Here is a 23,231-nt window from a genome sequence, read left to right as displayed (position 1 = left end):
ATTGATTTGCATATTTGCATTTATGCCTAGAATTCTAGCTTTTGATTATGGAACCAAGCGGATCGGAATCGCCGTAACAGACCCTTTGCAAATTATTGCCACAGGACTGGACACCATACATCCCAAAGATATCATCGAATACCTGAAGAAGTATTTTTTAACCGAGCAGGTCGAAGCCTTCGTAATCGGAGATCCCAAACAAATGGATGGCTCCCCATCCGATTCTGCTCAGCATGTGAAAGGATTCGCTAAAATCTTAAGAAGAAACTTCCCCGACATCCCTCAGTTCTGGATAGACGAGCGTTTTACCTCTAAGCTGGCCCATCAAGCCATCATGCAGAGTGGTTTAAAAAAACAGGACCGCCAGAATAAAGATCGGGTAGATACCATTGCAGCCACCATCATTCTGCAATATTTCATGGAACAGCCCCGTTTATAGAACAACGATAAGAATGCTTAAAAAATAACTATGAGCCTGATTAATGAAGACATGCAGCAATTGCTGCTCAATTATTGTGAGCCGGAAACGGAGTTACTCCAAAAGATAGACAGGGAAACCAACCTGAAAGTGCTCATGCCAAGAATGCTTTCCGGACATTACCAGGGAAGAGTATTGAGCATGCTGAGCAAAATGATCAATCCGGACCGGATTTTAGAAATCGGCACCTTTACCGGATACGCAACCATCTGTCTGGCAGAAGGATTAACCGAAAAAGGCATTATTTATACATTGGACATCAATGAAGAGCTGGAAGAAATGGTCCGCCGCAATTTCGCTCAATCTCCGGATGCTGCGAAAATCAAATACCTTCTTGGCGATGCCACAAAAACCCTCCAGGAACTCCAGGAAACGTTTGACCTGGTTTTTATTGATGCAGACAAAAAGAACAACGGCACTTATTACGACCTTATTTTCGACAGCGTAAGGCCAGGCGGGCTCATCATCGTCGATAACGTACTCTGGAGCGGAAAAGTCCTCCAGGCCAATCCAGATAAAGACACTAAAAATATTACTACATTTAATGATAAAATCGCGGCAGACAACCGTGTAGAAAAAATGATCCTTCCGGTTAGGGATGGCTTGTTTATCATCAGAAAAAAATAGAATATGATTAAAAAACTATTGTGGTTTTGGCTCAGTATCACTTTTATAAGTCTTGCTGCCCAGGCCCAGAGTACGGACGATTATATTGCAGAGCGGGTCTCTTATGCACAGGAACTCATGAGGGAACACCACATTCCGGCAAGCATTATTCTGGCGGTTGCCATTCATGAATCTGCAGCCGGACAAAGCAAAATTGCCCGTTATATGAACAACCATTTTGGTGTTAAAGGACCGAATACGAACACCGAAATCCGCTCTTCCTACCGCGATTACACTACGATAGAAGAATCTTATGATCACTTTATCGAATTTCTCAAAAGCCGGTCCACCTTTAGTCCCTTGTTTGATAAATATGATCAATATGATTATCGTGGCTGGGCCAGGGGAATACAGCGTGGAGGATATGCCAGGAGCCGCTCCTGGTCTTCGCAGGTAGTTGGCCTCATCCGTAAATATGAACTTTATCAGTATGATGAAAGACCAGCCGATTATGAAGAACCTCCTATTGTTGCTCCTGCGAGAACCAGAAAAAAATCCAGGAGCAGCGCTTCAGGAAAAAGATATACTGTTAGAACTGGCGATAATTTGAGTAAAATTGCAAAACGGAACCACACCACGACCAAAGCCATCATGAAAAAGAACGGGTTGACGAATGCAAACCTGAAACCCGGACAAAAAATTAAACTATAATGAACAGAAGAATACTACTCCTTGCCTTGATGATCCCTTTGTTCTTTGCCTGTAAGACGAAAAAATACAGCAGAAACAATAAGGAAATAGAGAAAGCTGCAAATAAAGCAAATCCAAATATCCCTTCTTACACGACATTAAACTATATTGAAACCTTCAAAGCGGTAGCAATTGAGGAAATGAATGCGTATGGAATTCCGGCAAGTATTACCCTTGCACAAGGCATCATCGAATCCGGCAGTGGAAACAGTAGCCTGGCCAAATATGCGAACAACCATTTCGGGATCAAATGTACCTCTGAATGGAAAGGGAAAGCTTATTATAAAGATGATGATCAAAGTAATGATTGCTTCAGGGTGTATAAAGATGCGCGGGAATCGTACAAAGACCACTCTACCTTTCTCAAAAGAAAACGTTACAGCTTCCTCTTTGAATTGGATAAAAACGACTATAAAAACTGGGCCTATGGATTAAAACAGGCTGGTTACGCCACCAACCCAAGATATCCAACAATGCTGATCAGTATGATAGAAAAGTATCAGCTGAATCAGTATGACCAATCTGAGTCAGAAAAAGAAAAATTGAAAAGGGAGGATAAGATCTTTTCAGAGATCAATGCCAATATTCCTGAGGAAAAGAAAAAATTTACCCCGGTAGCAACCCCACCTTCAAAACAGGTGATCACTACACCAACAGACACTTCTGCAACGGCAAAACCAACAGTTATTGGTTCTGTAGTCCCTGCTGCCCCTGCAGAAAAAGGATACACCGTTCAAAAAGGGGATACGCTTTATAACCTTTCCAAGCGGTTCAACATCAGCATAGAAGACATAAAAATGTTAAATAACCTTACGGAAGAAGGGATCAAAATCGGACAAAAGCTGGTCTTAGTTAAATAATGTTAATATTTAATCTGCAGATACAGATATCTTGTAATTTTGTAGGCTCATGAAGTATTTAGGTTTACTCTTATTGTGTTCTTTTTTGAGCCTTAAACTTTTCGCTCAGAATTCAGGCGTACAGGGCTTTGTAGTGGACAAAGAATCCAAACTCCGTCTGGCAAAAGTGTACATCTATAATTCCACCAATGATGAGGGCATTTACAATACACCAAAAGGCGAATTTGCCATAAAAGCTGCTGTCGGGGATACTTTATTCGCGGTATTGCAGGGCTATGCGCTGGACACCATTGTATACAAAGGCCAGAAGGCAGTCTATTTCCAATTGAAATCACTGGGGATCAACCTGAGAGAGGTGGCCATTATCGGTGATAAACAGACTCCCCGGGAGCGTCATGAAAAGTCTTTAAAAGAGTTTAAATACGCTTTGGATAAAGGAAAAGCTAAAGACCTGCTCAACCTCGGTATGGGTGGTGCAGGGCTGGGCATTGATGCCATTTACAACCTCCTCAGCAGGGATGGAAAAAATGCAAGACACCTTCAGAAGATTCTCGAAAGAGACTATAAAGAAGCGATCATTGACTACCGCTTTAAGCCGGATTACGTAAAAAGAACCTTGCATATCAGTGATTCTGAAACAGCAGATTTTATGCAGCAATACCGTCCAACCTATCAGTTTGCCCTGACTGCCTCCGATTATGCTTTTATCGTCTTTGTCAGAAACAGTTATGCCAGTTATAAGCGAAATCCCGCAGCTTTCAGGTTGCAGCAATTGCCGAAACTAACCATTGACCAGTTTTGAGGTTTTTCTTTTTGATATACCCCCGTCTGTCGGCCAATGCAATGGCCATCTTTCCCTTTATCATTTTACAGAACAAACATCAAAAGGCAAACAAGACCCTGGTCAACCATGAACGCATTCACCTCCGCCAGCAGCTGGAATTGCTGATTCTTCCATTTTACCTGCTCTATACCTTGAATTATCTGATTAATCTGATTCGTTTTAAAAACCATTATCTGGCCTATTTTAACATCCGGTTCGAAAGAGAAGCCTATGCCAACGAAAATAACCTGAACTATTTATCCCACAGAAAGTTCTTCTCCTGGTTCAGCTACCGGGCTCAAAAGGCCTAATTCCCTGTCATTCTGCAATTAGTTTGCTATTAAACTTTTAATAAGCAACATTTTTGTTTTTCTTTGTAGGAATGAAGATTTTTTATGCCAGCTTCTTATTGGTTTTTGTCGTATCCATAAACACCTTGTCTGCTCAGGAAGTAGATACCATTCCAATTGATACTAAAGGTTTAGACATCAAACTGAAACGTAGTCCCTTACCTTCCCGCACAGGAACCCTGATTTTCAGGCCGGTAACACTTTCTCCTGTCGTTGTCGATGCAAAAGTGAATTACTGGAAAACAAAAACTGCAATAGGAATCAATGTAAACCAGGCTACTTTCTCAAATAACTGGAAAGGTGGTGGAGTAAATTCCCTTGCTGTGGGTGGATTGGTCAACTATAAAGCAGAATACAGCAAAGAGAATTATAGCTACGTAAGTGAGATCATTCTCGAATATGGGAAAGTCAAAAATAAGGACCAGTTACAAAAGAAAACCAGGGACAGGATTTTCTGGGATAACAAGGCTGCAATACAGATGTCGAAAAACTGGTATTTCTTTGCGTCCATAAACTTTGAATCCCAGTTTGACAAAGGTTTCAAGTATGACATGAAGGATGGCGTTGAAATTCCTACCCAAATTTCCGGTTTTATGGCTCCGGGTTATCTGACAGAATCCATGGGTTTTGAGTACAAGCCCAACAAGTACTTTTCTACAAGAATTGGTACAGGTACAGCAAAGCAGACTTTTGTATTAGATAAAAGCATATTTATAGATAAGAACCCCAAATTTGGGGTCGACTCTGGTAAGACCTTCAGAAACGAGCTCGCTTTCCAGATCGTGAGCAATTTTGAAAAAGAAATTTTCACGAACACCACTTTGAAAGCAAGATATCAGATGTTTATTCCTTACGACAGGCCATTGATTCACATAGACCATCGTCTCGATGTTACGCTGACTTCTAAGCTGAACAGACTCATGAATGTCTCTTTAAGTGGCATAGGGCTTATGGACAAGGATACCGACCCAAGTATACAAGGGAGTCAGACACTTGCACTCGGCGTGATGTTTGTCTTCCCACGCTAATACTTTACAAATATTCCCATCTGATTCGGCCAAAATTAATAACTTTGGCTTTTACAAAAAATTGAACACTAAGCATTAAAGAAAATGTTTGAAAATTTACAGGATAAACTAGACCGTGCATTTAAAGTTTTAAAAGGACAAGGCAGTATTACAGAGATCAACGTGGCAGAAACCATGAAAGAAATCCGTAAAGCTTTATTGGATGCCGACGTAAATTACAAAACAGCGAAAAGCTTCACCGATGAGGTAAAGGAAAAAGCGCTGGGCTTAAATGTACTTACGGCTGTTTCTCCGGGTCAGTTGCTGACCAAAGTAATGAACGATGAGCTGACTGCCTTAATGGGTGGTGAAGTGACAGAGTTAGACCTTAAAACAAACCCAACAATCATACTGATTGCCGGACTGAATGGTGCCGGTAAAACGACTTTCACAGGAAAACTGGCCAACTACCTGAAAAGTAAAGGCAAAAAACCTTTATTGGTGGCAGGCGACGTTTACCGTCCGGCAGCTGTGGATCAGTTACAGATTTTAGGAGAGCAAATCGGAGTTCCTGTTTATGCCAACATCGGATCTAAAGATCCAGTTGCCATTGCATTGGAAGGTATTGCAGAAGGAAAGAAACAGCACAACAATGTAATTATCATAGATACGGCCGGTCGTTTAGCAATAGACGAGGAAATGATGAACGAAATCGCCGCCGTAAAAGAACATACTAAACCGCACGAAATCCTGTTTGTTGTTGATGCCATGACCGGACAGGATGCGGTTAATACAGCAAAAGCATTTAACGACAGGTTAGACTTTACCGGGGTGGTTTTAACCAAACTGGATGGTGATACCCGTGGTGGTGCTGCACTATCGATTAAATCAGTAGTCAACAAACCGATCAAATTTATCGGTACCGGTGAGAAAATGGAGGCCCTGGATGTATTCTATCCTGAGAGGATGGCCTCACGTATCCTGGGTATGGGTGATGTGGTTTCCCTTGTTGAGCGTGCACAGCAGCAGTTCGATGAGAAAGAAGCAGCAGAGCTCCAAAAGAAAATCCGCAAGAACAAATTCGATTTCAACGATTTCTATAGCCAGATTCAGCAGATCAAGAAAATGGGTAACATGAAAGATCTGATGGGCATGATTCCGGGGGTCAGCAAAATGATGAAAAACGTAGAGATCGAAGATGATGCCTTCAAAAATGTAGAGGCCATCATTCAATCCATGACGAAATACGAACGCGAAAATCCAGATAGCATTCAACAAAGCAGACGTGCAAGGATTGCCAAAGGTTCAGGAAATAAAATTGAGGATGTGACCAAGCTGATCAAACAGTTTGAAGACATGCGTAAAGTAATGAAGCAATTCTCTAATCCTGCTGCAGCAGCAAAAATGATGAAAAACATGCCTAAAATGCCTCAGGGAAGAATGTAAGGCATTTCATCAGGATAGGATACTGGCCCGGTTTTTCAAAGCCGGGCTTTTTTATTTTCCAAAAAATTACCAAGTTATCGCAATTGGATATAGATTAGGCATAAACCCTTTTGTATATGCTGGTAAAAACCTATGGAAGCGCTGTTTTTGGTGTCGATGCCTTAACGATCACGATTGAAGTCAGCATTGGAGGCGGGAATAAATACCATATTGTGGGCCTCCCTGACAATGCCATTAAGGAAAGCCTTCGGAGAATAGAAAGCGCAATTCAATCTGCAGGTTTAAAAATGCCCAGGCAAAAAATTGTCATCAATATGGCTCCTGCCGACATCAGAAAAGAAGGCTCAGCCTATGACCTTCCAATTGCTATTGCCATTCTCGCGGCATCAGGTCAGATTGAAAGTCAGGAAACCGCAGCATATTTCATTATGGGAGAGCTTTCTTTAGATGGAGGCTTACAGCCCATCAGGGGAGCCTTACCCATTGCCATACAGGCAAAAGCCGCAGGATTCAAAGGTTTTATCCTTCCTAAAGACAATTCCAGAGAAGCAGCCATTGTTTCTGAACTCATCGTTTACGGCATGTCGAACCTCATGGAGGTCGTTGCCTTCTTTAATGGTCAGGAAAAACCACAACGGGTATTTGTCAACTCAGAAGATACGTTTATACAGCACCAGAATAGTTATGAATATGATTTCTCTGATGTAAAAGGACAGAATAACATCAAACGTGCTTTAGAAATTGCCGCTGCCGGAGGGCACAACCTGCTCCTGATTGGCCCACCAGGAGCAGGAAAAACAATGCTGGCTAAGAGACTGCCAACCATACTGCCCCCTTTAAGCTTACAGGAAGCGCTGGAAACAACTAAAATACATTCAGTGGCAGGAAAGCTCAATGCCCTGGATGCACTCATGACAGAGCGGCCCTATCGCTGTCCTCACCATACTATTTCTGATATGGCGCTTGTGGGAGGAGGAGCACAACCTCAGCCTGGTGAAATTTCACTTGCCCATAATGGGGTACTTTTTCTGGACGAACTGCCGGAATTCAAAAGAAGTGTGCTGGAAGTGATGCGTCAACCCCTCGAAGACCGGAACATCATCATCTCCAGAGCCAGGCTCAGCGTTACTTATCCGGCAAGCTTCATGCTGATCGCCTCTATGAACCCCTGCCCTTGTGGTTTTTACAACCATCCGGAAAAAGCATGTATTTGCGGCCCTGGTATGGTACAGAAGTACCTGAATAAAGTTTCCGGCCCATTACTTGACAGAATAGACCTTCATGTAGAAGTTACTCCGGTAAATTTTAAAGAACTTTCCTCCTCAGGCATCACAGAGAAAAGCGAGCAGATCAGGGAAAGGGTAATTGCTGCAAGGTCGATTCAGGCGGTTCGGTTTCTGGGGAAAGCGGATTTGTATTGTAATGCGCAAATGAGCCCGAATATGGTCAGAAAGGTCTGTATTATAGACAAAAAAGGGAGGGAACTGATTAAGAAAGCTATGGAAAAACTAGGTTTATCAGCAAGGGCTTACGACCGCATTTTAAAAGTAGCAAGAACGATTGCCGATCTGGCAGAAAGTAAGGAGATTGAACCGGAGCACCTGGCAGAAGCCATCCACTATCGCAGCCTGGACCGCGACAGCTGGGCTTCATAAAGTCTATTCCTCTTCTTCAGGTTGAAAAGCCAGGATTTCCCTGCCTATATTATTGATCTCTTCGTCAACTTCAAATAGCGGAAGAGCAGTCTCAGGATCAAGCTTCAGCCATTGAAGGTCTGTATCTTTCTGGATGTGGGTATATTCTTTACCTTCTTTAAAAATCACATAAGTGTCGTTTCCTTCCGGAAAGACAGCATAACTAATGTCTCCTATTTGAATGTCAAAAGGCTCTTGCATATCTATTGATTGTATGGTTTATTAATTTTAACCGCGAACTACCGCAACGTTGAGTAATTATAAAACTGCAGCTTTCCTGTCCCGGTTACTTCTATTGTTTTCGTTTCGTTACTTCCGTTTGCTCCCTTTAAGTTAAGCGTAATCGTATTTGCTCCTTTTTGCAGCGGAATTCTGGTATAACTGATATGAGCAGGTAAGGATTGCCAGTTTCTGGTATCAGCCTTTTCAGAGAGCAAACTATACAGCTGTACGCCCAGACCAAGACCTTCCAGAAGTGAATTGTCTTTCCCGTTTTTCCCGGTTCCTTTGGCGCTTTCCCTCAGCACATATTCAGCCGCTTTCTTAACCGCCAGACGTGTGAGCACCTTACTCATCTCTTTTAGAAAACGCTGATCGAGCGTCTTAAAGGCAAGTTCATTGATATCTTCAGCTTTCTCAAAATTTGCCGTATTTGTTCCGTTACTCAAGGTAGCCGTATTATAGAAAGGCGGTCGGGCAACATATTTTGGATAGGTAGCCCTTAAACTCTGTATAGAGCTGGCATTGAAATCATTGCTGTTTCCATAGCTATTGTTAAAGGGGATGATAATTGTCCCTCCAACATTGGTAAAAAATAAACCTCCGTCACTCCCTTTAATCAGGGAAAAGAAGAATTCTTCCTGTTGCTTAACCGGAGCCAGTCCATTTTCCCAAAAGAAGATCAGTTCTCCGCCTTCAGGAGCTTTTTCTCTGGTGTATTTAAGGTTAAACAGCCCTTCAAAACGCTGAAGCTCGGCGGTAAAGCCCATTCCATCCGCAGTTCTCAGCAGGTCTTTCTTTAAACCTTCCGGCATTGCAGTTCCATAATAAGTATGGTCTTTGCTATTCAGATAGACTTCAGCAGCATTACGGTAGGCAATAAAAGCATTGTTTACATCCCCGTCGTGTTCATAGATTAATCCCTGGAGCATTAAAGAAAAAGCATCTTTGGAATAGCGGTTCTCTTTATTATTGAACTTATCTCCCTGCTCCTGAGATTGCAAACTGATTCTTCTCGCTTCCACTATTGCGTCTTCAGTACGGTTCAGGTAAACATAATTCAAAGCTTTATAATAATGAATCATGAACTTTTCAAAATCTTCCCCTTTATAAACCTGATTCATCGGGTTTACCAGCGTTCCTACCACTGCATCCATTGCACCGCCCATCCCGTTTTCCAGGAGCTGATCGGCTTCATTAAAGTAACGGTTACTATTTTCATAATCCCCAACCAAGTGGCTCGTCTTCCCTTTCTCCATCAGAAAAAGCAATTTGTTCCTTGGCTTCTTCAATAAGCTGTTTTTATCCAGCTCTTTAATCGCCTCAGTATAATTACCCGTTGAAACCTGTTTATAATATGGCCCAATCATGTCATTATAGCTGGAACAGCTAAAAAGAAAGAGCATCAACCCCAAAAGAAGTGATGCTCTAAAAGTATGCTTACTCGTATTAACCATATTACATTTAGCCTGAAAAGCCAGACTAATTTTTAACGTATTTAGAAATCTTTTTATCTCCGATCCAAACTACTTCATTGGTCTGAATATCGGTCAGCTCCAGGTTCACCTGATAATAAACGACCTTTTTCCTTTTGTGTGAATCCACAATGGAATTAATAGATCCCTGAAGGATATAATCAGCACCGTTTTCCAATCCGAATTTCTTCATCGTAGATACAGAAGCATTGTCTTGCTGATCTGCTTTTTCTGCACGTAATTCTTCTCTTTTTTTACCTCCCTGAACCAATCTCACACGGGCACTCTGAATGAAAGACTGCTCTACATCCTTAACAAAGGTTTCTGCATCGATGTGTTCATGACTTTTATTGTTCACCACACCAACTACAACCACAGGTTTCTTTCCTTGTTTACGTTCCAGGTGATCAGGCAACCATTTTCCAGTCAGAATCGTTTGAGTCATTTCCTGTGCTACAAGTCTCGAATCACTATTGTTCCAGTTTCCACTGATGTCAATTGTTTCGTCTGTATTTACACGTGTAACTTGTCTGGAGCATGAACTGATGATCAGCATTCCGGAAACTGCAATAGCCGCAAGGGTTATTATTTTTTTAAACTGCATATTTTTAAATATAAATTTCTAACGTTGTTTTTTACCAGCGGTTCCACCCTCTGTGATGTCCCCAGTTGCCATAACCATGGTTTCCATAGCCATAATTACTATATCCGAATCCTAAAGAAAGACCAATAGGAGAATAGAAAGAATTGCCATAATAGTAAGGATTATACCAGCTATTATTATAATTCCTTTCCCTGCGTAGTTTGCGGCGTTCTTCCCTTGCGGTGTACCAATCGTATGCTTTGTAAGTATTCTGGACAGTAGTGCCCTGAGTACGGGTCAGTGAGTCGGCTAATTCTATATACTTAGCCCTGCTTTCCTGATATCTTGGGTTCTGATCTTCAACCAGTACCGGAGTTTGTGCATTTCCAATCGTCGAATAAACTAGACTTGCGATGCAACTTGCGACAATAATCAAATTCCGTTTCATCTGTGTATTTTTTATTTTATCTGTCAGATGGATCTTACATAATCTATGCCATAATTGCACTAAGATTATGCTCGGTTCATTCTTAAGTATTTAACTCAAAGCAAAATTACTCAATTTCTAATGCAAAGATATGACCTTGCCGTTTCATCTCTGCCATTTTAAAGTTAAAAAATGTTAAATCAATTCCCCTTTAATTTCCTGATAAAGTCTATAAATTTTGTGCTCGCATAATTTGCAGCCCCGGATCCGTGGTAAGAAACACGCCCCTCCTTATCAAAAACAACAGTTGTAGGCAATGCTCCTGCAAATAAACTTTCCGGAATACTGCTTGCCGCAGCATAAACAGGTAGCCCATATGCTTTTCTATCCATATATTTCTGTGCTTTTTTAAAATCACTGTCTGCATCTACGAGGATAAAAACCACCTCTTTATCTCCCTTAAACTGTTCGTATAGTTTGTTTACCGAAGGCATTTCAGCCAGACAAGGCGGGCACCAGGTTGCCCAAAAATTCAGGAAGACCACCTTGCCTTTCAAATCACCGAGATCAATCTCTTTTCCTGAGGCATCCTTAAAGCGGATACCGGATAAACCTTCGGCAGGCAATAACCCTCTCGGCTCCGCACTGGTATCCGGCTTAAAAAGCCCGATCTCCATTAAGCCCTGAATCATGACTGCTTTCGCTGAAGGAACAAAAAGAACCACCAGAATCAAAATCACGAATATCCCATTAACTACGTTACTCCTTTTGAACATCTTTCTCATTTCACTAAATTTTTTACACTGCAGCAAGCGCAAATTAAAGAATAAATTCTAATTTGCAGAAGAACAAGACTTTACCTGACCAGCGTATGATAAAAAAAATTACTCCAGGATTACTGCTACTCGGCGTAGCTTTGTCCTGCACAAACAAAGAGCACAAAATGGAAAGTTATAAATGGCCGGATGCGGCTGCACCCGTTGCAGCAGTAAACCCTTTCGTCAGAACCCTTCACGGAGATACGGTAACCGACAACTACTACTGGATGATCGATTATTTCAAAAAGGGAAAAGACAGCAGCAAAGTCGTAGACTACCTGACCGCAGAAAACAAGTATCTGGACACCATGATGAGTGGAACCAAAACACTACAGGAAGACCTCTTTAAAGAGCTGAAAGGCAGAGTGAAAGAAAAAGATGAGTCCGTTCCCGTTTTTAGAAATGGTTATTTCTATTATACCCGAACTGAAGAAGGAAAACAATATGCTAAATATTGCAGGAAAAAGGGTAGTCTGGAAGCAAAAGAAGAAATACTGCTCGATATGGATGAAGAGGCTAAAGGCTTGCCATATTACCAGGCAGGAGGGTTCACCATCAGCCCCGACAATAAAATGATGGCTTATGGGGTCGACAAAGTATCGAGACGACAATATGTAATTCACATCAAAAACCTGGAAACAGGAGCCTTGTTCAAAGATGCGATCCCCAATACACAAGGCGATCCTGTTTGGGCATTGGACAATAAAACTATTTTTTACACTTCTAAGAATGAAGTTACCTTGCTGAGTGAAAAAATAAAGAAACATCAGTTGAACAGCGACCCCAAACAAGACCTAACAGTGTATGAGGAGAAAGACAAGTCTAACTACATTGGTGTGGGAAAATCAAAATCAGGAAAATACATTTTCATTTATTCTCAGGCCACCCTTTCCAATGAACTGAAAATGCTGGATGCCAGTACACCGGACCAGCCTTTTAAATCATTTCAACCAAGACAAAAAGACATGTTGTATGAGGCCTTTCCATTGGAAGACAAATTTTTGATCCTCACCAACTGGAAAGCTAAAAATTTCCGTCTGATGGAATGCCCGCTGGATAAAACCGGCATGGAAAACTGGAAAGAGGTTATTCCTCACCGCCAGGACGTTTTACTGGAGGGAGTTGATGAATTCAAAACTCATGTGGTCGTTACTGAACGTAAAAACGGACTTACACAACTTCGTGTACGAACAATAGGCGGACCAGAGTATAATATCGCCTTTGAAGAACCAACTTATACCGCAATGGTGGGCGCTAATCCTGATTATAACAGCAAAACACTCCGTTACATTTATGCATCATTGACCACTCCTTCCTCTACCTATGACTATAACATGGATACGAAGGCAAAAAAGCTGATGAAACAACAGGAAATCGTTGGTGGTTACAATAAAGAAGATTATACATCAGAGAGGCTTTATGCGACAGCAAAAGATGGCACGAAGGTTCCCATATCCCTGGTCTATAAAAAAGGGCTTAAAAAGGATGGGAATGCCCCATTGCTGCTCTACGCATATGGCTCCTATGGCTCTAGCACTGATCCCGGATTTAACAGCAGCAGGCTGAGCCTCTTAAACCGTGGTTTTGTATATGCGATTGCACATATCCGAGGCGGACAGGAGATGGGCCGTCAGTGGTATGAAGATGGAAAGCTCATGAAAAAGAAAAACACTTTTACAGACTTTATTGATTGTGGCCAATTCCTCATTGATCAGAAATTTACATCAAAAGCACACCTTTATGCCCAAGGCGGTAGCGCGGGTGGCCTCCTTATGGGTGCAATTATAAATATTGCTCCTGAAATGTGGCATGGAATTATTGCACAGGTCCCTTTTGTGGATGTGATCAATACCATGCTGGATGAAAGCATACCGCTTACCACCAATGAATTTGATGAATGGGGAAATCCTAAACAAAAGGCGGCTTACGATTATATGAAGAGCTACTCTCCATACGAAAACATAGAAAAGAAAGCTTACCCGAACATGTTGGTAACAACCGGTCTTCATGATAGTCAGGTTCAGTATTTTGAACCGGCAAAATGGGTGGCAAAACTCAGGGCAACCAAGACAGATAAAAACATCCTCTTGCTGAAAACAGATATGGACTTCGGTCATGGTGGCGCCTCAGGCCGATTTGACTACCTGAAAGACGTTGCTTTAAACTACGCCTTCCTCTTTGCACTGGAAGGCATCAACAAATAAAAAGAAAACCGGAGATATCTAAAATGAAATGCCCCCAAAAAGTCAGACACTTTTTGGGGGCATTTTTATGATAAAAAAACGAAACATTCCCTTTTCTTATAAAATCAACAATTTTAAAGCGCTTTATCCAGACCTCTGTCTTTTAGCAAATGTTTCATATCTGGTTCTTTACCTCTGAAAGCCTTGTAAAGATCCATAGGTTCAATTGTCCCTCCTTTTTCAAGTACATGCTTACGGAAAGATTTAGCGACCCCCTGATCGAAGATATTTCCGCTTTCTTTAAAGGCAGCAAAAGCATCACTGTCCAATACAGCAGACCAGATATAACTATAATAACCAGCAGAATAACCGGAAGCAAAGATGTGCTGAAAATAGGTGCTTCTGTAACGGGGTGCAATCTGACTAATCAGACCATACTTGTTCATTTCTGCAGTTTCAAATTTTATCGCATCTATTTCTTTTCCAACCGGAATGGTATGAAAACCCATATCAAGCAGGGAAGCTGCAAGGTATTCTACCGTTTCAAAGCCCTGATTGAACTTCCCGGCATTTTTCATCTTTGTGATCAGCTCCTGAGGAACAATAGCACCCGTTTTATAGTGTTTTGCATAAAACTGAAGTACTTCAGGCTCAAAGGCAAAATGCTCCATCACCTGTGAAGGTAATTCTACAAAATCGCGGGGAACTGAAGTTCCAGCAAGGCTTCTGTATTTTACATTAGACAATAACCCATGAAGGGCATGCCCCATTTCATGATAGAATGTCGTAACCTCGTCTCCTGTAAACAGCGCTGGTTCATCGCCATTGGGCCCGGAAAAATTGCAGACAATGGAAACAACAGGGGGAACCCGCTTGCCATCCTGATAAGACTGCGTCGCATAAGAGGTCATCCAGGCACCACCACGTTTAGATGCACGCGTAAAGAAGTCCATATAGATGACACCGATATGCGTGCCATCAGCTTCCTTCACCTGGTAAGCCGTTACATCCTGATGGTAAACCGGAACATCTTTAAGTGCAGTAAAAGTGATGCCGTACAACCTGTTCGTCACTTTAAAAAAGCCTTCCCTCACATTGTCCAGCTTAAAATACGGCCTTAATTCCTCTGCGTCATAATTGTATCTTTCTTTACGCACTTTATCTGCATAATGAGACCAGTCCCAGGCTTCCAGCTTTTCATTCCGCCCTTCTTTATCCATCATTTTCTGCATGTCAGTAGCCTCTTGCTTGGCTACTGGCAAGGCCGCATCCCAAAGTCCGTTTAACAGGTCGTAAGCCTCTTTTGGAGATTTCGCCATGCTTTCTTCCAATACAAAGTCAGCATGACTGTTATAGCCTAAAAGGCTGGCCTTCTCGGCGCGCAAAGCCACCATTCTTGAAATGATCTTTTTATTGTCGTTGGCATCATTGTTATTGCCACGGTTGATATAAGCGTTATAGATCTTTTCTCTCAATGCACGGTTTTCCGAATATTGTAAAAAGGGCATTACGCTTGGGGTATGCAACGTAAACCGCCATTTCCCTTCTTTTCCCGCTTGTCTGGCAGATTGGGCCGCAGCAGCTTTTACGGATTCCGGTAGTCCGGAAAGATCAGCTTGTTTATCGATCAGGAGCTCAAAGCCATTCACTTCGGCCAAAAGATGTTGTCCAAAGTTTAAAGTGAGCAGAGAAAATTCTTTATTAATTGCTCTCATTTTGAGCTGCTGTGCTTCGGTCAGATTCGCCCCACTACGCACAAAACTTTTATAGGTTTTTTCCAGTAACCTTTTTTGCTCCACATTGAGCTTTAATCCGGCACTCTTGTCATATACAGCCTTCACTCTTTTAAACAAATCTGCGTTCAGGTAAATGTCGTCGTTATGTTTGGACAACTCCGGCGCCATTTGTTTCGATATGGCTTCCAGTTCAGCTGAAGTATTCGCTGAACTCAGGTTGAAAAACACGGTACTCACCTTATTGAGTAATTTCCCGCTTCCTTCCAACGCTTCAATGGTATTTCCAAAGGTCGGTAAGGAGCGCTGTCTGTAAATTGCAGTTACTGCCAGCTGTTGCTGCTTCATTCCTTCCTGAAAAGCGGGAACAAAATGGTCAGTCTTAATTTTATCAAATGGCGGGACTCCATAAGGAGTATTGTACTCTTCCATAAATGGATTCGTATTCTGGCCCATTACCGTCTTATCAGTAATCAGCAGCATTCCGCAAACTAAGATCATTGATGGGATTCCTTTCTTTAATTTCATTTCTTCAGATGAGTATTGATTCCGTAAACTTCTGCTCAGATGAGCTGCTGCAAAGATAATTCTTTAGCTCAGCTCAACTCATGAATAAAAGTATCATTGTTGCAACAATATCGAAAAACCGCATTTAAACGCCAAATAAGCGCCTTATCAGCCTTTCACTGAAAAGATTAAAAAATACTGTAACGAATTAGAAGAGCTGATACTAATTGAATATAAAAAAGATTAAACCCAACCTAAACATGAAAACGATATTAACGCTAACTACCCTCTTACTGGCTACGACTTTTAGCAACAGCGTAAACGCTCAAAAGAAACCTTTGGAAAACTCCTTGCTTTGGGAAATAACAGGCAAAGGCCTGGCCAAGCCGTCCTATATTTACGGAACAATTCATATGATCTGCGAAAACGATTTTAGAATGCCTGAAAAAATAACGAGAACTTTTGATCAAACAGAAAAACTGATTTTGGAAATTGATTACAACGATCCAAATGAAATGGCAGCGCTTCAAAAAGCAGGCAACACGGGAACCTTGCTGAGCAAAACATTGAGTCCCGGTCAATACAATACAGTCGATTCCATTTTAAAGCTCAAAACAAAAATCCCCCTAAAGGCATTGGATCAATACAGTCTCTCTACAGTTTATTCCATCGCTATTTCGAAAACCTTACCCTGCAGCACCCCTAAATCTTATGAAATGGATTTTATTAAATTAGCAAAGCAGAAGAACATGAGCACAGGAGGATTAGAAACCACAAAAGCACAAATGGATTATGTAGGAAAAGCTTTCCCTGACTCCGTAATCGTAACTCACATCAGTCAGTTTGACGAGTACAAAGCCATGCTCAGTGCCGTTATCGCTGCCTATAAAGAAGAAAACATCACTAAAGTGGGGGCAGAAATGAACCATAAAAAATTCAGCAGTGAAGCCACTGACAAGTGGCTCCTGGAGGTAAGAAATAATAATTGGGTACAAAAAATGCCCGAAATGATGAAAAAACAATCGGCTTTCTTCGCCGTTGGCGCAGCGCACTTACCAGGTAAAAAAGGAATATTGGAGCTATTAAAAGCAAAGGGATACACGGTTAAACCTGTAATGAACTAGGATTTGAAAGCAAAGGAGCAAGAATTTCTTAGAGAAATAGAATCCCATAAAGGAATGATACATAAAATCTCCAGAATGTACATGGACGACGAAGACGATCAGAAAGATCTTTTTCAGGAAATCATCTGCCAGCTTTGGAAATCTTATGATTCATTTAACCATCAAAGTAAGTTTTCGAGCTGGATGTACCGGGTTGCTTTAAATACTGCAATCGTATTTTTCAAGAAAGACAAGCGCAAGCAGGACACTTATGCCAATATCATCGCAGAAGAAATAGAGATTCCTTCAGATGAGGCGGAAACAAAAGAAATACAACTGGCACATTTTTACAAAGCACTTCAAAAGCTGGACAAAATTGAGAAAGCATTGATGTTTTACTTTCTGGAAGACTATTCCCACAAAGAAATCGGAGAGAATCTGGGGATTACTGAAGGGAACGCAAGGGTTAAGCTCAACAGGGCAAAAAATAAATTAAAAGAACTTATAAAAAAACAAGGTTATGAATTTTGACGATATAAAATCAGCATGGAATAAAGAATCGGAGCAGCCGATTGAAATCCCCAAAGACATTCAGAGTCTGAAGAAAGCACAAATGCCTTTAGACAAATTCAGAAAAAACATGAGAGGAGAAGCCATATTTCAAATCCTGGCCTTACTCATGAGCGCCTTTATTCCTGGCTTTTTCAAGCTCATTCCGGCACTTAAAATCCCCTTTAATTCTGCATATATTCTTTTTGTCATCACCACTTTATATTTCCTGATCCGGTTTTACAAATTCTACAAAAAGATCGGAGCGTCTTCTTTAAATACCAAAGACAGCCTGTATGAATTGAATTATGACCTGAAACTAAACATGGAGCTTTATAAGATGTTTAACTTCATCTTGTTGCCGGTTTTTCTGATTTTTGGGGCCATCATACTTGTAAACGACAATTATGCCTACTTTCTAAAAGTGATCACCAACGAGCCCGGCTATTTTTATATCGCTTTTGGCTTAACAACCCTGACGATTTACACCATGGTTCATTTCTTTGCAATCATATGGTTAAATCAATATTATGGAAAGTATGCAAAAGAAATAGAGTCACTTATCAGCGAGTTGAAAGAAGAACAATAGAGAAGACCGAATCTTAAAAATCGAATTTCAACCTCACACCTGTGCCAATTAGGTACAGGTTTTCCTGTTTGAGTTCTTTCATCGGTAATTTTACAAAGGGCTCAACAGAAAATGATTTCCCTTTTGAAATCTTCTGTTTATATCCCACAGAGAAGTTATAAAAACCCAGATAAGGATCATTTTTAACTTCCTCTTTAGGTGCCTCTTCAGAAACTGTCCTATTCAAGACGGTCGTTTTTGCAGATCCACTTTCCAGACTATAACCCTGCGACTCAACCTTCCTTTCGAAGAATGTATTTTGTTGCTTTTGGTCAATCACTGCAAAAGCGGACACCCCGACATTTGCGTACAGCTTTTTACTCAAATGGTACTTAAGCTCAAGTGGAATATCTATCCCACGCAGACGGGCGCTTACAGATTTTAATTCCTTTTCTTCTTTAGCCATTCCTGCCCCCATGTCCATACTCAATGCCATATTAGGTGGATTCTCATTTACGATAGACCTTGAAGCTCCCATCTGATTATAGGAAACACCTGAACTAATGGACACCTTATCTGATAAAGCATAAGCCATACTCAGACCATACCCCATATTTAATTCTTTATTGTTTCCAAATGATGGAGCGACAACCAGCCCCATTTCCCATTTACTTTGTCTCTTTAATACCGAGTTATCTCTTTTGACCGCTCCATTATGTTTAGACTCCTCATTCAGGAATTCCTGGAAGCTCCTTTTTTTCTCAGCCTGTGGAACCTGGGCAACAACCTGCTCCTGAACAACCACTTCTCCTTGTTTAACAGTTGTTGAATTCAGGGCAACTTCATTTTTTGCATTAGGAACTGCTATAATATACTGATCAGGTGTTTTCACTTCTATCGGACCTTCCATCGCCACCTTAGGATAACCAGAATCTAAACCTGCCTCTGTACTGCTGCTATTCAGCCCTGCAACTACCACCGAATGTTCCTCCTGTCCTGATTCTACATCTTCTTTTGGCTTCACATCAGCCGCTTCGGGTACACCCGGGGCCTTTTGCAGCGGTTTAATCACACTGAGCTCAGGATTTTTAGGTACCGTATTTTTATTCAGGGTAAAAAACAAACCGAATCCGATCAATAAAACCGCAGCAGCACTGCTTAAACTACCCAACCAAAAGAGTAAACCTCTTTTCTTTGGCTTTTCCTGGATAAAATTCTCCCATGCTCCAGGGGCATACTCCTCCTCATGAGCCATTAAACTCTCCCTTATATGAGTGATTAGCTCGTCTTCAGGCAATTTTATATGTTCATTAGGTTTCATGCTTGTTTCATTATATTTATCAGGATCTGGCATGGATAAGATGCACGGTCTCTATTGTTTAATTTAGTTGGATTCATAAGAACTAATTAATGATTTTGAATAAAGCATCCTTAATTTATTCTTTGCTCTGGTCAGGTAAACCCGGCTGGAGCTTTCCGGTATATTCAACATCTTTGAGATCTCATCATGCGAGAACCCTTCAATTTCATACATGTTAAAAATCAGCTTGTGTGTTTCAGGCAGTTGTCCTAATAGTTTCATAATATCCTGCACATTAAGCTGTGAAATGGCATTGAGCTCTGTAAGAGGCTGTTGCTGTTCCTCTATGTCATCTACATATAGATAAGTCCGTCTGCTTCTCAGAAAATCGATCGCCGTCCGGGAAGAAATTCTCGCAATCCAACCTTTAAAGGCTTTCTGTAAATCAGCCTTCTCCTTTGGAAAACCAAACTGCCCAATGCTCTTGAAAACCTTAATAAAACTGTCATTAATCAACTCCTGAGCATCATTTTTATCATTAACGTATCGCAAAATCACGCCCATTAGATAGCCATAGAATGATTTATAAACCACCTCTTTGCACTTGTTGTCATTTTTCAAACACCCCGCTAATACGTCCTCAAACTTGAGCATTCTTTTCTAACACAATTAAGGATTCTTTAAGTTCTCCATCTTTACACGGATAAAACAAAGAGATTGAATAAGAATTCCAATCTCAATATACGCTAACACATTGTCTAAGAGTCAAAATGCAAATTTAATCATTTCTTCTTAAACGTTTAAAAAAGCCGATCTCCTAAGAAACCGGCCTGGGGGGTATCTATTGTGCGACAAAGATATTGGCGCCAAACTTTAAGAGGTCGCCATCTGATTTACCTTTATATCCTTTGGCATAAATGGTATAAAATTTTCCTTTTTCAAGCTTTCCGGCAGCCAGAGTAGCTTTTACGACATCTGCCTCTTTAAGGTCAAAAGAAACATTATCTCCTGGCTCCACGTCAGTAAAAGAGGTTGATTCCTTAAACAATTTATTCGTGAATAAAGGGGCCGCAGCTCCTGTAACCGCTAAACTCAAGGCTGGAGCATCCGGGCTTAAATTAAGGAAACGAACTTTTGCTTTCGTATCTGTAGCCGGGCTATCCAGTTTATCAACAACAGTTAAGAAGGATCTGTTAGCTCCGGTATCTATTAAAAAGGTAGAATAACGTTTCCCGGATTGATAAGTCTGATCTTTAGTTAAAAGAAGTGTTGGTTTTCCTCTTTCAGTAATCCGTAAGGTAGTGGTTCCCGGGTATAGCGCAACGTAGACAGACTTTATCCCGTATTTGAATGCATCGGCCATCAATTGATCTCTTCCAATATAAATGTCAAATTCTTTAACTGTCGGACTCGCATTGATAAAAGAAACACCTGCAGCTATAATTGATGGCTGATCATTTCTTTTAGAACAGGCAGACAATGCAACTGAGATGGCAACAATGGCAACAAATCCTTTACCTATATTTTTAAGTTTGTTAGAAATTTCCATGATTAAAATTTTAAAGTGTACAAATTATTTTGTGTATTTCTGTTTTTTCTTCCTAAAACGTAATACACTTTAAAAACGCTACAGTTCCCTTAAATTTTTCTTTGTTTTCATTTCAACCCTCAATTTCAGATCATAAAAAACCCCGTTACATGAGAATGCAACGGGGTTTTCATAGAGAAAATATTTCTTAGATCAGATTTACACTTCTGCTCACAAATGCAGTTAATTCCGCTCCGGTTAGCATTCCCTGCGCCAATAAAGCCAAATCCACTGCTTGTTTGGCAAGCAGGCTTTGCTCTTCTTCATTGTCCGTTAAAAGAATTTTACCAATCAGCTTATGGTTTCCATTAATGGCCACCTTGTAATTGTCTGGCATACTTCCATAGAAGCCCATTCCGCCACCCATCTGAGCCATGTCCTTCATCCGGCGCATAAACTCATCCATGGTTACCGTAACAGGTAATTCTTCCGGGTTTAAACCAACCACCTCTACCTGCATTCCAGGTTTGGTAATTGCTTTTGTAAAGATTTCAGTCACTTTTTTAGACTGCTCTTCAGTAAGAACAGATTCAATCGCATCATCTTTTTCGATCAGCTTATCTGCAACACTTGAATCTACACGTTTCAACTGCGTTTTTTCCAGTTTGTTCTCTAAATGATTGATGAAATGGTTGTCAATCGGCGAGTTCATCAATAAAACATCGTAATCTTTCTTATTGGCCGACTGAATAAAGCTATCCTGTTTGGCAGGATCATTAGAGTAGATATAAACCACCTGACCATTTTTATCAGTCTGGAAGTCTTTTACCTTATCATGGTACTCTCCTAAAGTAAAGTGCTCATTTTTAGTATTGGTCAATAGCGCAAAATCCTTCGCTTTATCATAAAACTTCTCTTCACTTACCAAGCCGTATTTTACGAACAACCCGATATCACCCCATTTTTCCTCATAAGCCTTACGGTCTTTATTGAAAAGTTCCTGTAGTTTATCCGCTACTTTTTTAGTGATGTAACTGTTGATTTTTTTAACATTACTGTCTGCCTGAAGGAAACTTCTGGAAACATTCAGTGGAATATCAGGCGAATCAATCACACCATGTAACAACATCAGGAACTCAGGAACAATATCTTTTACCTCATCGGTAATAAATACCTGACGGGAGAACAGCTTGATCTTATTGCGTTGCATGTCGAAATCGTTCTTCACTTTAGGGAAGTATAACACTCCAGTTAAGTTAAAAGGATAATCTACATTCAGGTGGATCCAAAACAATGGATCTTCAGAGAAAGGATACAGTTGTTTGTAAAACGCAAGATAATCTTCGTCTGACAAATCTGCAGGTGCCTTTGTCCAGATCGGGTTAGTGGTATTGATGATGTTATCCACCTCAACAGCTACTGTTTTTGGTTTTCCTTCTTCGTCTTCACCATCAGCAATTTGCTCTGTCTTTGTTCCGAATTTAATAGGTACCGGTAAGAATTTACCATATTTATCCAGAATCTCTTCCAGCTTATTTTTACTTAGAAACTCCTCAGATTCTGCATTAATATGCAGGGTAATCTCCGTACCACGGGTAGCTCTGTTACCAGCACTGATTTCAAATTCAGTACTGCCATCACATACCCAACGGGCAGGCTCAGCACCATCCTGATAAGAAAGTGTCTGGATCTCCACCAAATCTGCGACCATAAACGCAGAATAGAAGCCTAAACCGAATTTACCTATGATTTCATTTGCATCTTTAGCGTCTTTAAACTTCTCTACAAACTCACTTGCTCCAGAGAAAGCCACCTGATTGATGTATTTTTTAATCTCTTCAGCAGTCATACCTAAACCATTATCAGTAATGGTAATGGTCTTTTTTTCTGCATCAACAGCAACTTCTACCAATGGGCTACCCAGCTCTCCGTTGTATTGTCCCAGTGCGGCAAGACGTTTGATCTTTTGTACCGCATCAACGGCATTGGATACCAGCTCGCGCAGGAAAATCTCATTGTCTGAATACAGGAATTTTTTGATGATCGGGAAAATATTCTCCGTGTGAATGGAAATGGTTCCTTTTTCTTCTATGCTCATATGTTAACTCATTTTTAAGTACATAGCGATCCTATCAATGGCTATTCCAATTCGACTTTCTTGTCAAATTGACAGTTTAACACCCAAATTCCTTATTGATCACGGGGAAACAAAATCTTTGCGTAT

Annotated in this window: 23 protein-coding genes; 13 read left to right on the top strand and 10 right to left on the bottom strand. The window is 40.9% G+C overall.

Annotation, left to right across the window (positions count from 1 at the left end):
* The first annotated feature begins 22 nt into the window (after nt 1-22).
* The 9 genes from ruvX (at nt 23) to BUC20_RS30155 (ending at nt 7,975) form a co-directional block, all read left to right on the top strand.
* Entirely contained in the window at nt 23-439 is a 417-nt protein-coding gene (ruvX, locus tag BUC20_RS30195; protein ID WP_073237438.1) for a Holliday junction resolvase RuvX, read from the top strand.
* A 30-nt stretch (nt 440-469) separates the two neighbouring features.
* A complete protein-coding gene (locus BUC20_RS30190) occupies nt 470-1,105 on the top strand; it encodes an O-methyltransferase (RefSeq protein ID WP_073237435.1) in 636 nt (211 codons plus the stop codon).
* A 3-nt stretch (nt 1,106-1,108) separates the two neighbouring features.
* Entirely contained in the window at nt 1,109-1,795 is a 687-nt protein-coding gene (locus BUC20_RS30185) for a glucosaminidase domain and LysM peptidoglycan-binding domain-containing protein (RefSeq protein WP_073237432.1), read from the top strand.
* Nucleotides 1,795-2,694, top strand: coding sequence for a glucosaminidase domain-containing protein (locus BUC20_RS30180; protein WP_073237429.1), 900 nt, complete (start codon nt 1,795-1,797; stop codon nt 2,692-2,694). Before BUC20_RS30185 ends, BUC20_RS30180 begins: the two co-directional genes overlap by 1 nt.
* Before the next feature lie 49 nt (nt 2,695-2,743).
* Nucleotides 2,744-3,496 carry a phosphoheptose isomerase family protein gene (locus BUC20_RS30175; RefSeq protein WP_073237425.1) on the top strand — a complete coding sequence of 251 codons (753 nt, stop codon included), beginning with the start codon at nt 2,744-2,746 and terminating at the stop codon, nt 3,494-3,496.
* The gene (locus tag BUC20_RS30170) at nt 3,493-3,828 is read left to right on the top strand and encodes a hypothetical protein (protein WP_234994626.1); all 336 of its coding nucleotides are present in this window, start codon (nt 3,493-3,495) and stop codon (nt 3,826-3,828) included. The genes BUC20_RS30175 and BUC20_RS30170 overlap by 4 nt, the downstream gene beginning before the upstream one ends.
* 71 nt (nt 3,829-3,899) lie before the next feature.
* The gene (locus BUC20_RS30165) at nt 3,900-4,895 is read left to right on the top strand and encodes a DUF3078 domain-containing protein (RefSeq protein ID WP_073237421.1); all 996 of its coding nucleotides are present in this window, start codon (nt 3,900-3,902) and stop codon (nt 4,893-4,895) included.
* An 84-nt stretch (nt 4,896-4,979) separates the two neighbouring features.
* Nucleotides 4,980-6,320, top strand: a complete 1,341-nt coding sequence (ffh, locus tag BUC20_RS30160) for a signal recognition particle protein (protein WP_073237419.1) — start codon at nt 4,980-4,982, stop codon at nt 6,318-6,320.
* A 116-nt stretch (nt 6,321-6,436) separates the two neighbouring features.
* Complete coding sequence (locus tag BUC20_RS30155; protein WP_073237417.1) at nt 6,437-7,975, top strand: YifB family Mg chelatase-like AAA ATPase; 1,539 nt, start codon at nt 6,437-6,439, stop codon at nt 7,973-7,975.
* A 3-nt stretch (nt 7,976-7,978) separates the two neighbouring features.
* Here the strand turns inward: BUC20_RS30155 and BUC20_RS30150 are convergent, their stop codons facing one another.
* The 5 genes from BUC20_RS30150 to BUC20_RS30130 form a co-directional block, all read right to left on the bottom strand.
* Nucleotides 7,979-8,215, bottom strand: coding sequence for a hypothetical protein (locus tag BUC20_RS30150; RefSeq protein ID WP_200801105.1), 237 nt, complete (start codon nt 8,213-8,215; stop codon nt 7,979-7,981).
* 38 nt (nt 8,216-8,253) lie between these two features.
* Nucleotides 8,254-9,690: a COG3014 family protein gene (locus BUC20_RS30145; protein WP_073237414.1), complete on the bottom strand. Its 1,437-nt coding sequence runs from the start codon at nt 9,688-9,690 to the stop codon at nt 8,254-8,256.
* Between the two features lie 25 nt (nt 9,691-9,715).
* Nucleotides 9,716-10,312, bottom strand: a complete 597-nt coding sequence (locus BUC20_RS30140; RefSeq protein WP_073237412.1) for a penicillin-binding protein activator LpoB — start codon at nt 10,310-10,312, stop codon at nt 9,716-9,718.
* A gap of 31 nt (nt 10,313-10,343) precedes the next feature.
* Nucleotides 10,344-10,739, bottom strand: coding sequence for a hypothetical protein (locus BUC20_RS30135; protein WP_073237666.1), 396 nt, complete (start codon nt 10,737-10,739; stop codon nt 10,344-10,346).
* Between the two features lie 179 nt (nt 10,740-10,918).
* Complete coding sequence (locus BUC20_RS30130) at nt 10,919-11,503, bottom strand: TlpA family protein disulfide reductase (RefSeq protein WP_073237410.1); 585 nt, start codon at nt 11,501-11,503, stop codon at nt 10,919-10,921.
* Between the two features lie 86 nt (nt 11,504-11,589).
* Here BUC20_RS30130 and BUC20_RS30125 point away from each other — a divergent pair, with 86 nt between their 5' ends.
* Complete coding sequence (locus tag BUC20_RS30125; protein WP_143166974.1) at nt 11,590-13,740, top strand: S9 family peptidase; 2,151 nt, start codon at nt 11,590-11,592, stop codon at nt 13,738-13,740.
* A gap of 113 nt (nt 13,741-13,853) precedes the next feature.
* Here the strand turns inward: BUC20_RS30125 and BUC20_RS30120 are convergent, their stop codons facing one another.
* Nucleotides 13,854-15,980 carry a M3 family metallopeptidase gene (locus BUC20_RS30120; protein ID WP_073237393.1) on the bottom strand — a complete coding sequence of 709 codons (2,127 nt, stop codon included), beginning with the start codon at nt 15,978-15,980 and terminating at the stop codon, nt 13,854-13,856.
* Between the two features lie 239 nt (nt 15,981-16,219).
* On the opposite strand from BUC20_RS30120, the gene BUC20_RS30115 reads away from it, so the two are divergent.
* Genes BUC20_RS30115 through BUC20_RS30105 form a run of 3 tightly spaced genes read left to right on the top strand, consistent with a single transcriptional unit; the run spans nt 16,220 to nt 18,200 of the window.
* The gene (locus BUC20_RS30115) at nt 16,220-17,083 is read left to right on the top strand and encodes a TraB/GumN family protein (RefSeq protein WP_073237390.1); all 864 of its coding nucleotides are present in this window, start codon (nt 16,220-16,222) and stop codon (nt 17,081-17,083) included.
* Between the two features lie 3 nt (nt 17,084-17,086).
* Entirely contained in the window at nt 17,087-17,593 is a 507-nt protein-coding gene (locus BUC20_RS30110) for an RNA polymerase sigma factor (protein WP_073237388.1), read from the top strand.
* Complete coding sequence (locus BUC20_RS30105; RefSeq protein ID WP_073237386.1) at nt 17,583-18,200, top strand: hypothetical protein; 618 nt, start codon at nt 17,583-17,585, stop codon at nt 18,198-18,200. Before BUC20_RS30110 ends, BUC20_RS30105 begins: the two co-directional genes overlap by 11 nt.
* A 13-nt stretch (nt 18,201-18,213) precedes the next feature.
* Here BUC20_RS30105 and BUC20_RS30100 read toward each other — a convergent pair whose 3' ends face one another.
* The 4 genes from BUC20_RS30100 to htpG form a co-directional block, all read right to left on the bottom strand.
* Nucleotides 18,214-19,500, bottom strand: a complete 1,287-nt coding sequence (locus BUC20_RS30100; RefSeq protein ID WP_143166973.1) for a hypothetical protein — start codon at nt 19,498-19,500, stop codon at nt 18,214-18,216.
* 63 nt (nt 19,501-19,563) lie between these two features.
* Entirely contained in the window at nt 19,564-20,133 is a 570-nt protein-coding gene (locus BUC20_RS30095) for an RNA polymerase sigma factor (RefSeq protein WP_073237380.1), read from the bottom strand.
* 187 nt (nt 20,134-20,320) lie between these two features.
* Nucleotides 20,321-21,028: a DUF4397 domain-containing protein gene (locus BUC20_RS30090; RefSeq protein WP_073237377.1), complete on the bottom strand. Its 708-nt coding sequence runs from the start codon at nt 21,026-21,028 to the stop codon at nt 20,321-20,323.
* A 187-nt stretch (nt 21,029-21,215) separates the two neighbouring features.
* Nucleotides 21,216-23,105, bottom strand: coding sequence for a molecular chaperone HtpG (htpG, locus tag BUC20_RS30085; RefSeq protein WP_200801104.1), 1,890 nt, complete (start codon nt 23,103-23,105; stop codon nt 21,216-21,218).
* Nucleotides 23,106-23,231 lie beyond the last annotated feature (126 nt).

This window comes from Pedobacter caeni, from assembly GCF_900129215.1.
GTDB lineage: Bacteria > Bacteroidota > Bacteroidia > Sphingobacteriales > Sphingobacteriaceae > Pedobacter > Pedobacter caeni.
The sequence above is the reverse complement of the archived record's forward strand: the minus strand, read 5'-3'. Positions and strand labels throughout refer to the sequence as shown.

Coding starts and splice junctions, on each gene's coding strand:
- ruvX (WP_073237438.1), top strand. CDS start 23: ATGCCTAGAATTCTAGCTTTTGATTATGGAACCAAGCGGATCGGAATC.
- BUC20_RS30190 (WP_073237435.1), top strand. CDS start 470: ATGAGCCTGATTAATGAAGACATGCAGCAATTGCTGCTCAATTATTGT.
- BUC20_RS30185 (WP_073237432.1), top strand. CDS start 1,109: ATGATTAAAAAACTATTGTGGTTTTGGCTCAGTATCACTTTTATAAGT.
- BUC20_RS30180 (WP_073237429.1), top strand. CDS start 1,795: ATGAACAGAAGAATACTACTCCTTGCCTTGATGATCCCTTTGTTCTTT.
- BUC20_RS30175 (WP_073237425.1), top strand. CDS start 2,744: ATGAAGTATTTAGGTTTACTCTTATTGTGTTCTTTTTTGAGCCTTAAA.
- BUC20_RS30165 (WP_073237421.1), top strand. CDS start 3,900: ATGAAGATTTTTTATGCCAGCTTCTTATTGGTTTTTGTCGTATCCATA.
- ffh (WP_073237419.1), top strand. CDS start 4,980: ATGTTTGAAAATTTACAGGATAAACTAGACCGTGCATTTAAAGTTTTA.
- BUC20_RS30155 (WP_073237417.1), top strand. CDS start 6,437: ATGCTGGTAAAAACCTATGGAAGCGCTGTTTTTGGTGTCGATGCCTTA.
- BUC20_RS30150 (WP_200801105.1), bottom strand. CDS start 8,215: ATGCAAGAGCCTTTTGACATTCAAATAGGAGACATTAGTTATGCTGTC.
- BUC20_RS30145 (WP_073237414.1), bottom strand. CDS start 9,690: ATGGTTAATACGAGTAAGCATACTTTTAGAGCATCACTTCTTTTGGGG.
- BUC20_RS30140 (WP_073237412.1), bottom strand. CDS start 10,312: ATGCAGTTTAAAAAAATAATAACCCTTGCGGCTATTGCAGTTTCCGGA.
- BUC20_RS30135 (WP_073237666.1), bottom strand. CDS start 10,739: ATGAAACGGAATTTGATTATTGTCGCAAGTTGCATCGCAAGTCTAGTT.
- BUC20_RS30130 (WP_073237410.1), bottom strand. CDS start 11,503: ATGAGAAAGATGTTCAAAAGGAGTAACGTAGTTAATGGGATATTCGTG.
- BUC20_RS30125 (WP_143166974.1), top strand. CDS start 11,590: ATGATAAAAAAAATTACTCCAGGATTACTGCTACTCGGCGTAGCTTTG.
- BUC20_RS30120 (WP_073237393.1), bottom strand. CDS start 15,980: ATGAAATTAAAGAAAGGAATCCCATCAATGATCTTAGTTTGCGGAATG.
- BUC20_RS30115 (WP_073237390.1), top strand. CDS start 16,220: ATGAAAACGATATTAACGCTAACTACCCTCTTACTGGCTACGACTTTT.
- BUC20_RS30105 (WP_073237386.1), top strand. CDS start 17,583: ATGAATTTTGACGATATAAAATCAGCATGGAATAAAGAATCGGAGCAG.
- BUC20_RS30100 (WP_143166973.1), bottom strand. CDS start 19,500: ATGAAACCTAATGAACATATAAAATTGCCTGAAGACGAGCTAATCACT.
- BUC20_RS30095 (WP_073237380.1), bottom strand. CDS start 20,133: ATGCTCAAGTTTGAGGACGTATTAGCGGGGTGTTTGAAAAATGACAAC.
- BUC20_RS30090 (WP_073237377.1), bottom strand. CDS start 21,028: ATGGAAATTTCTAACAAACTTAAAAATATAGGTAAAGGATTTGTTGCC.
- htpG (WP_200801104.1), bottom strand. CDS start 23,105: ATGAGCATAGAAGAAAAAGGAACCATTTCCATTCACACGGAGAATATT.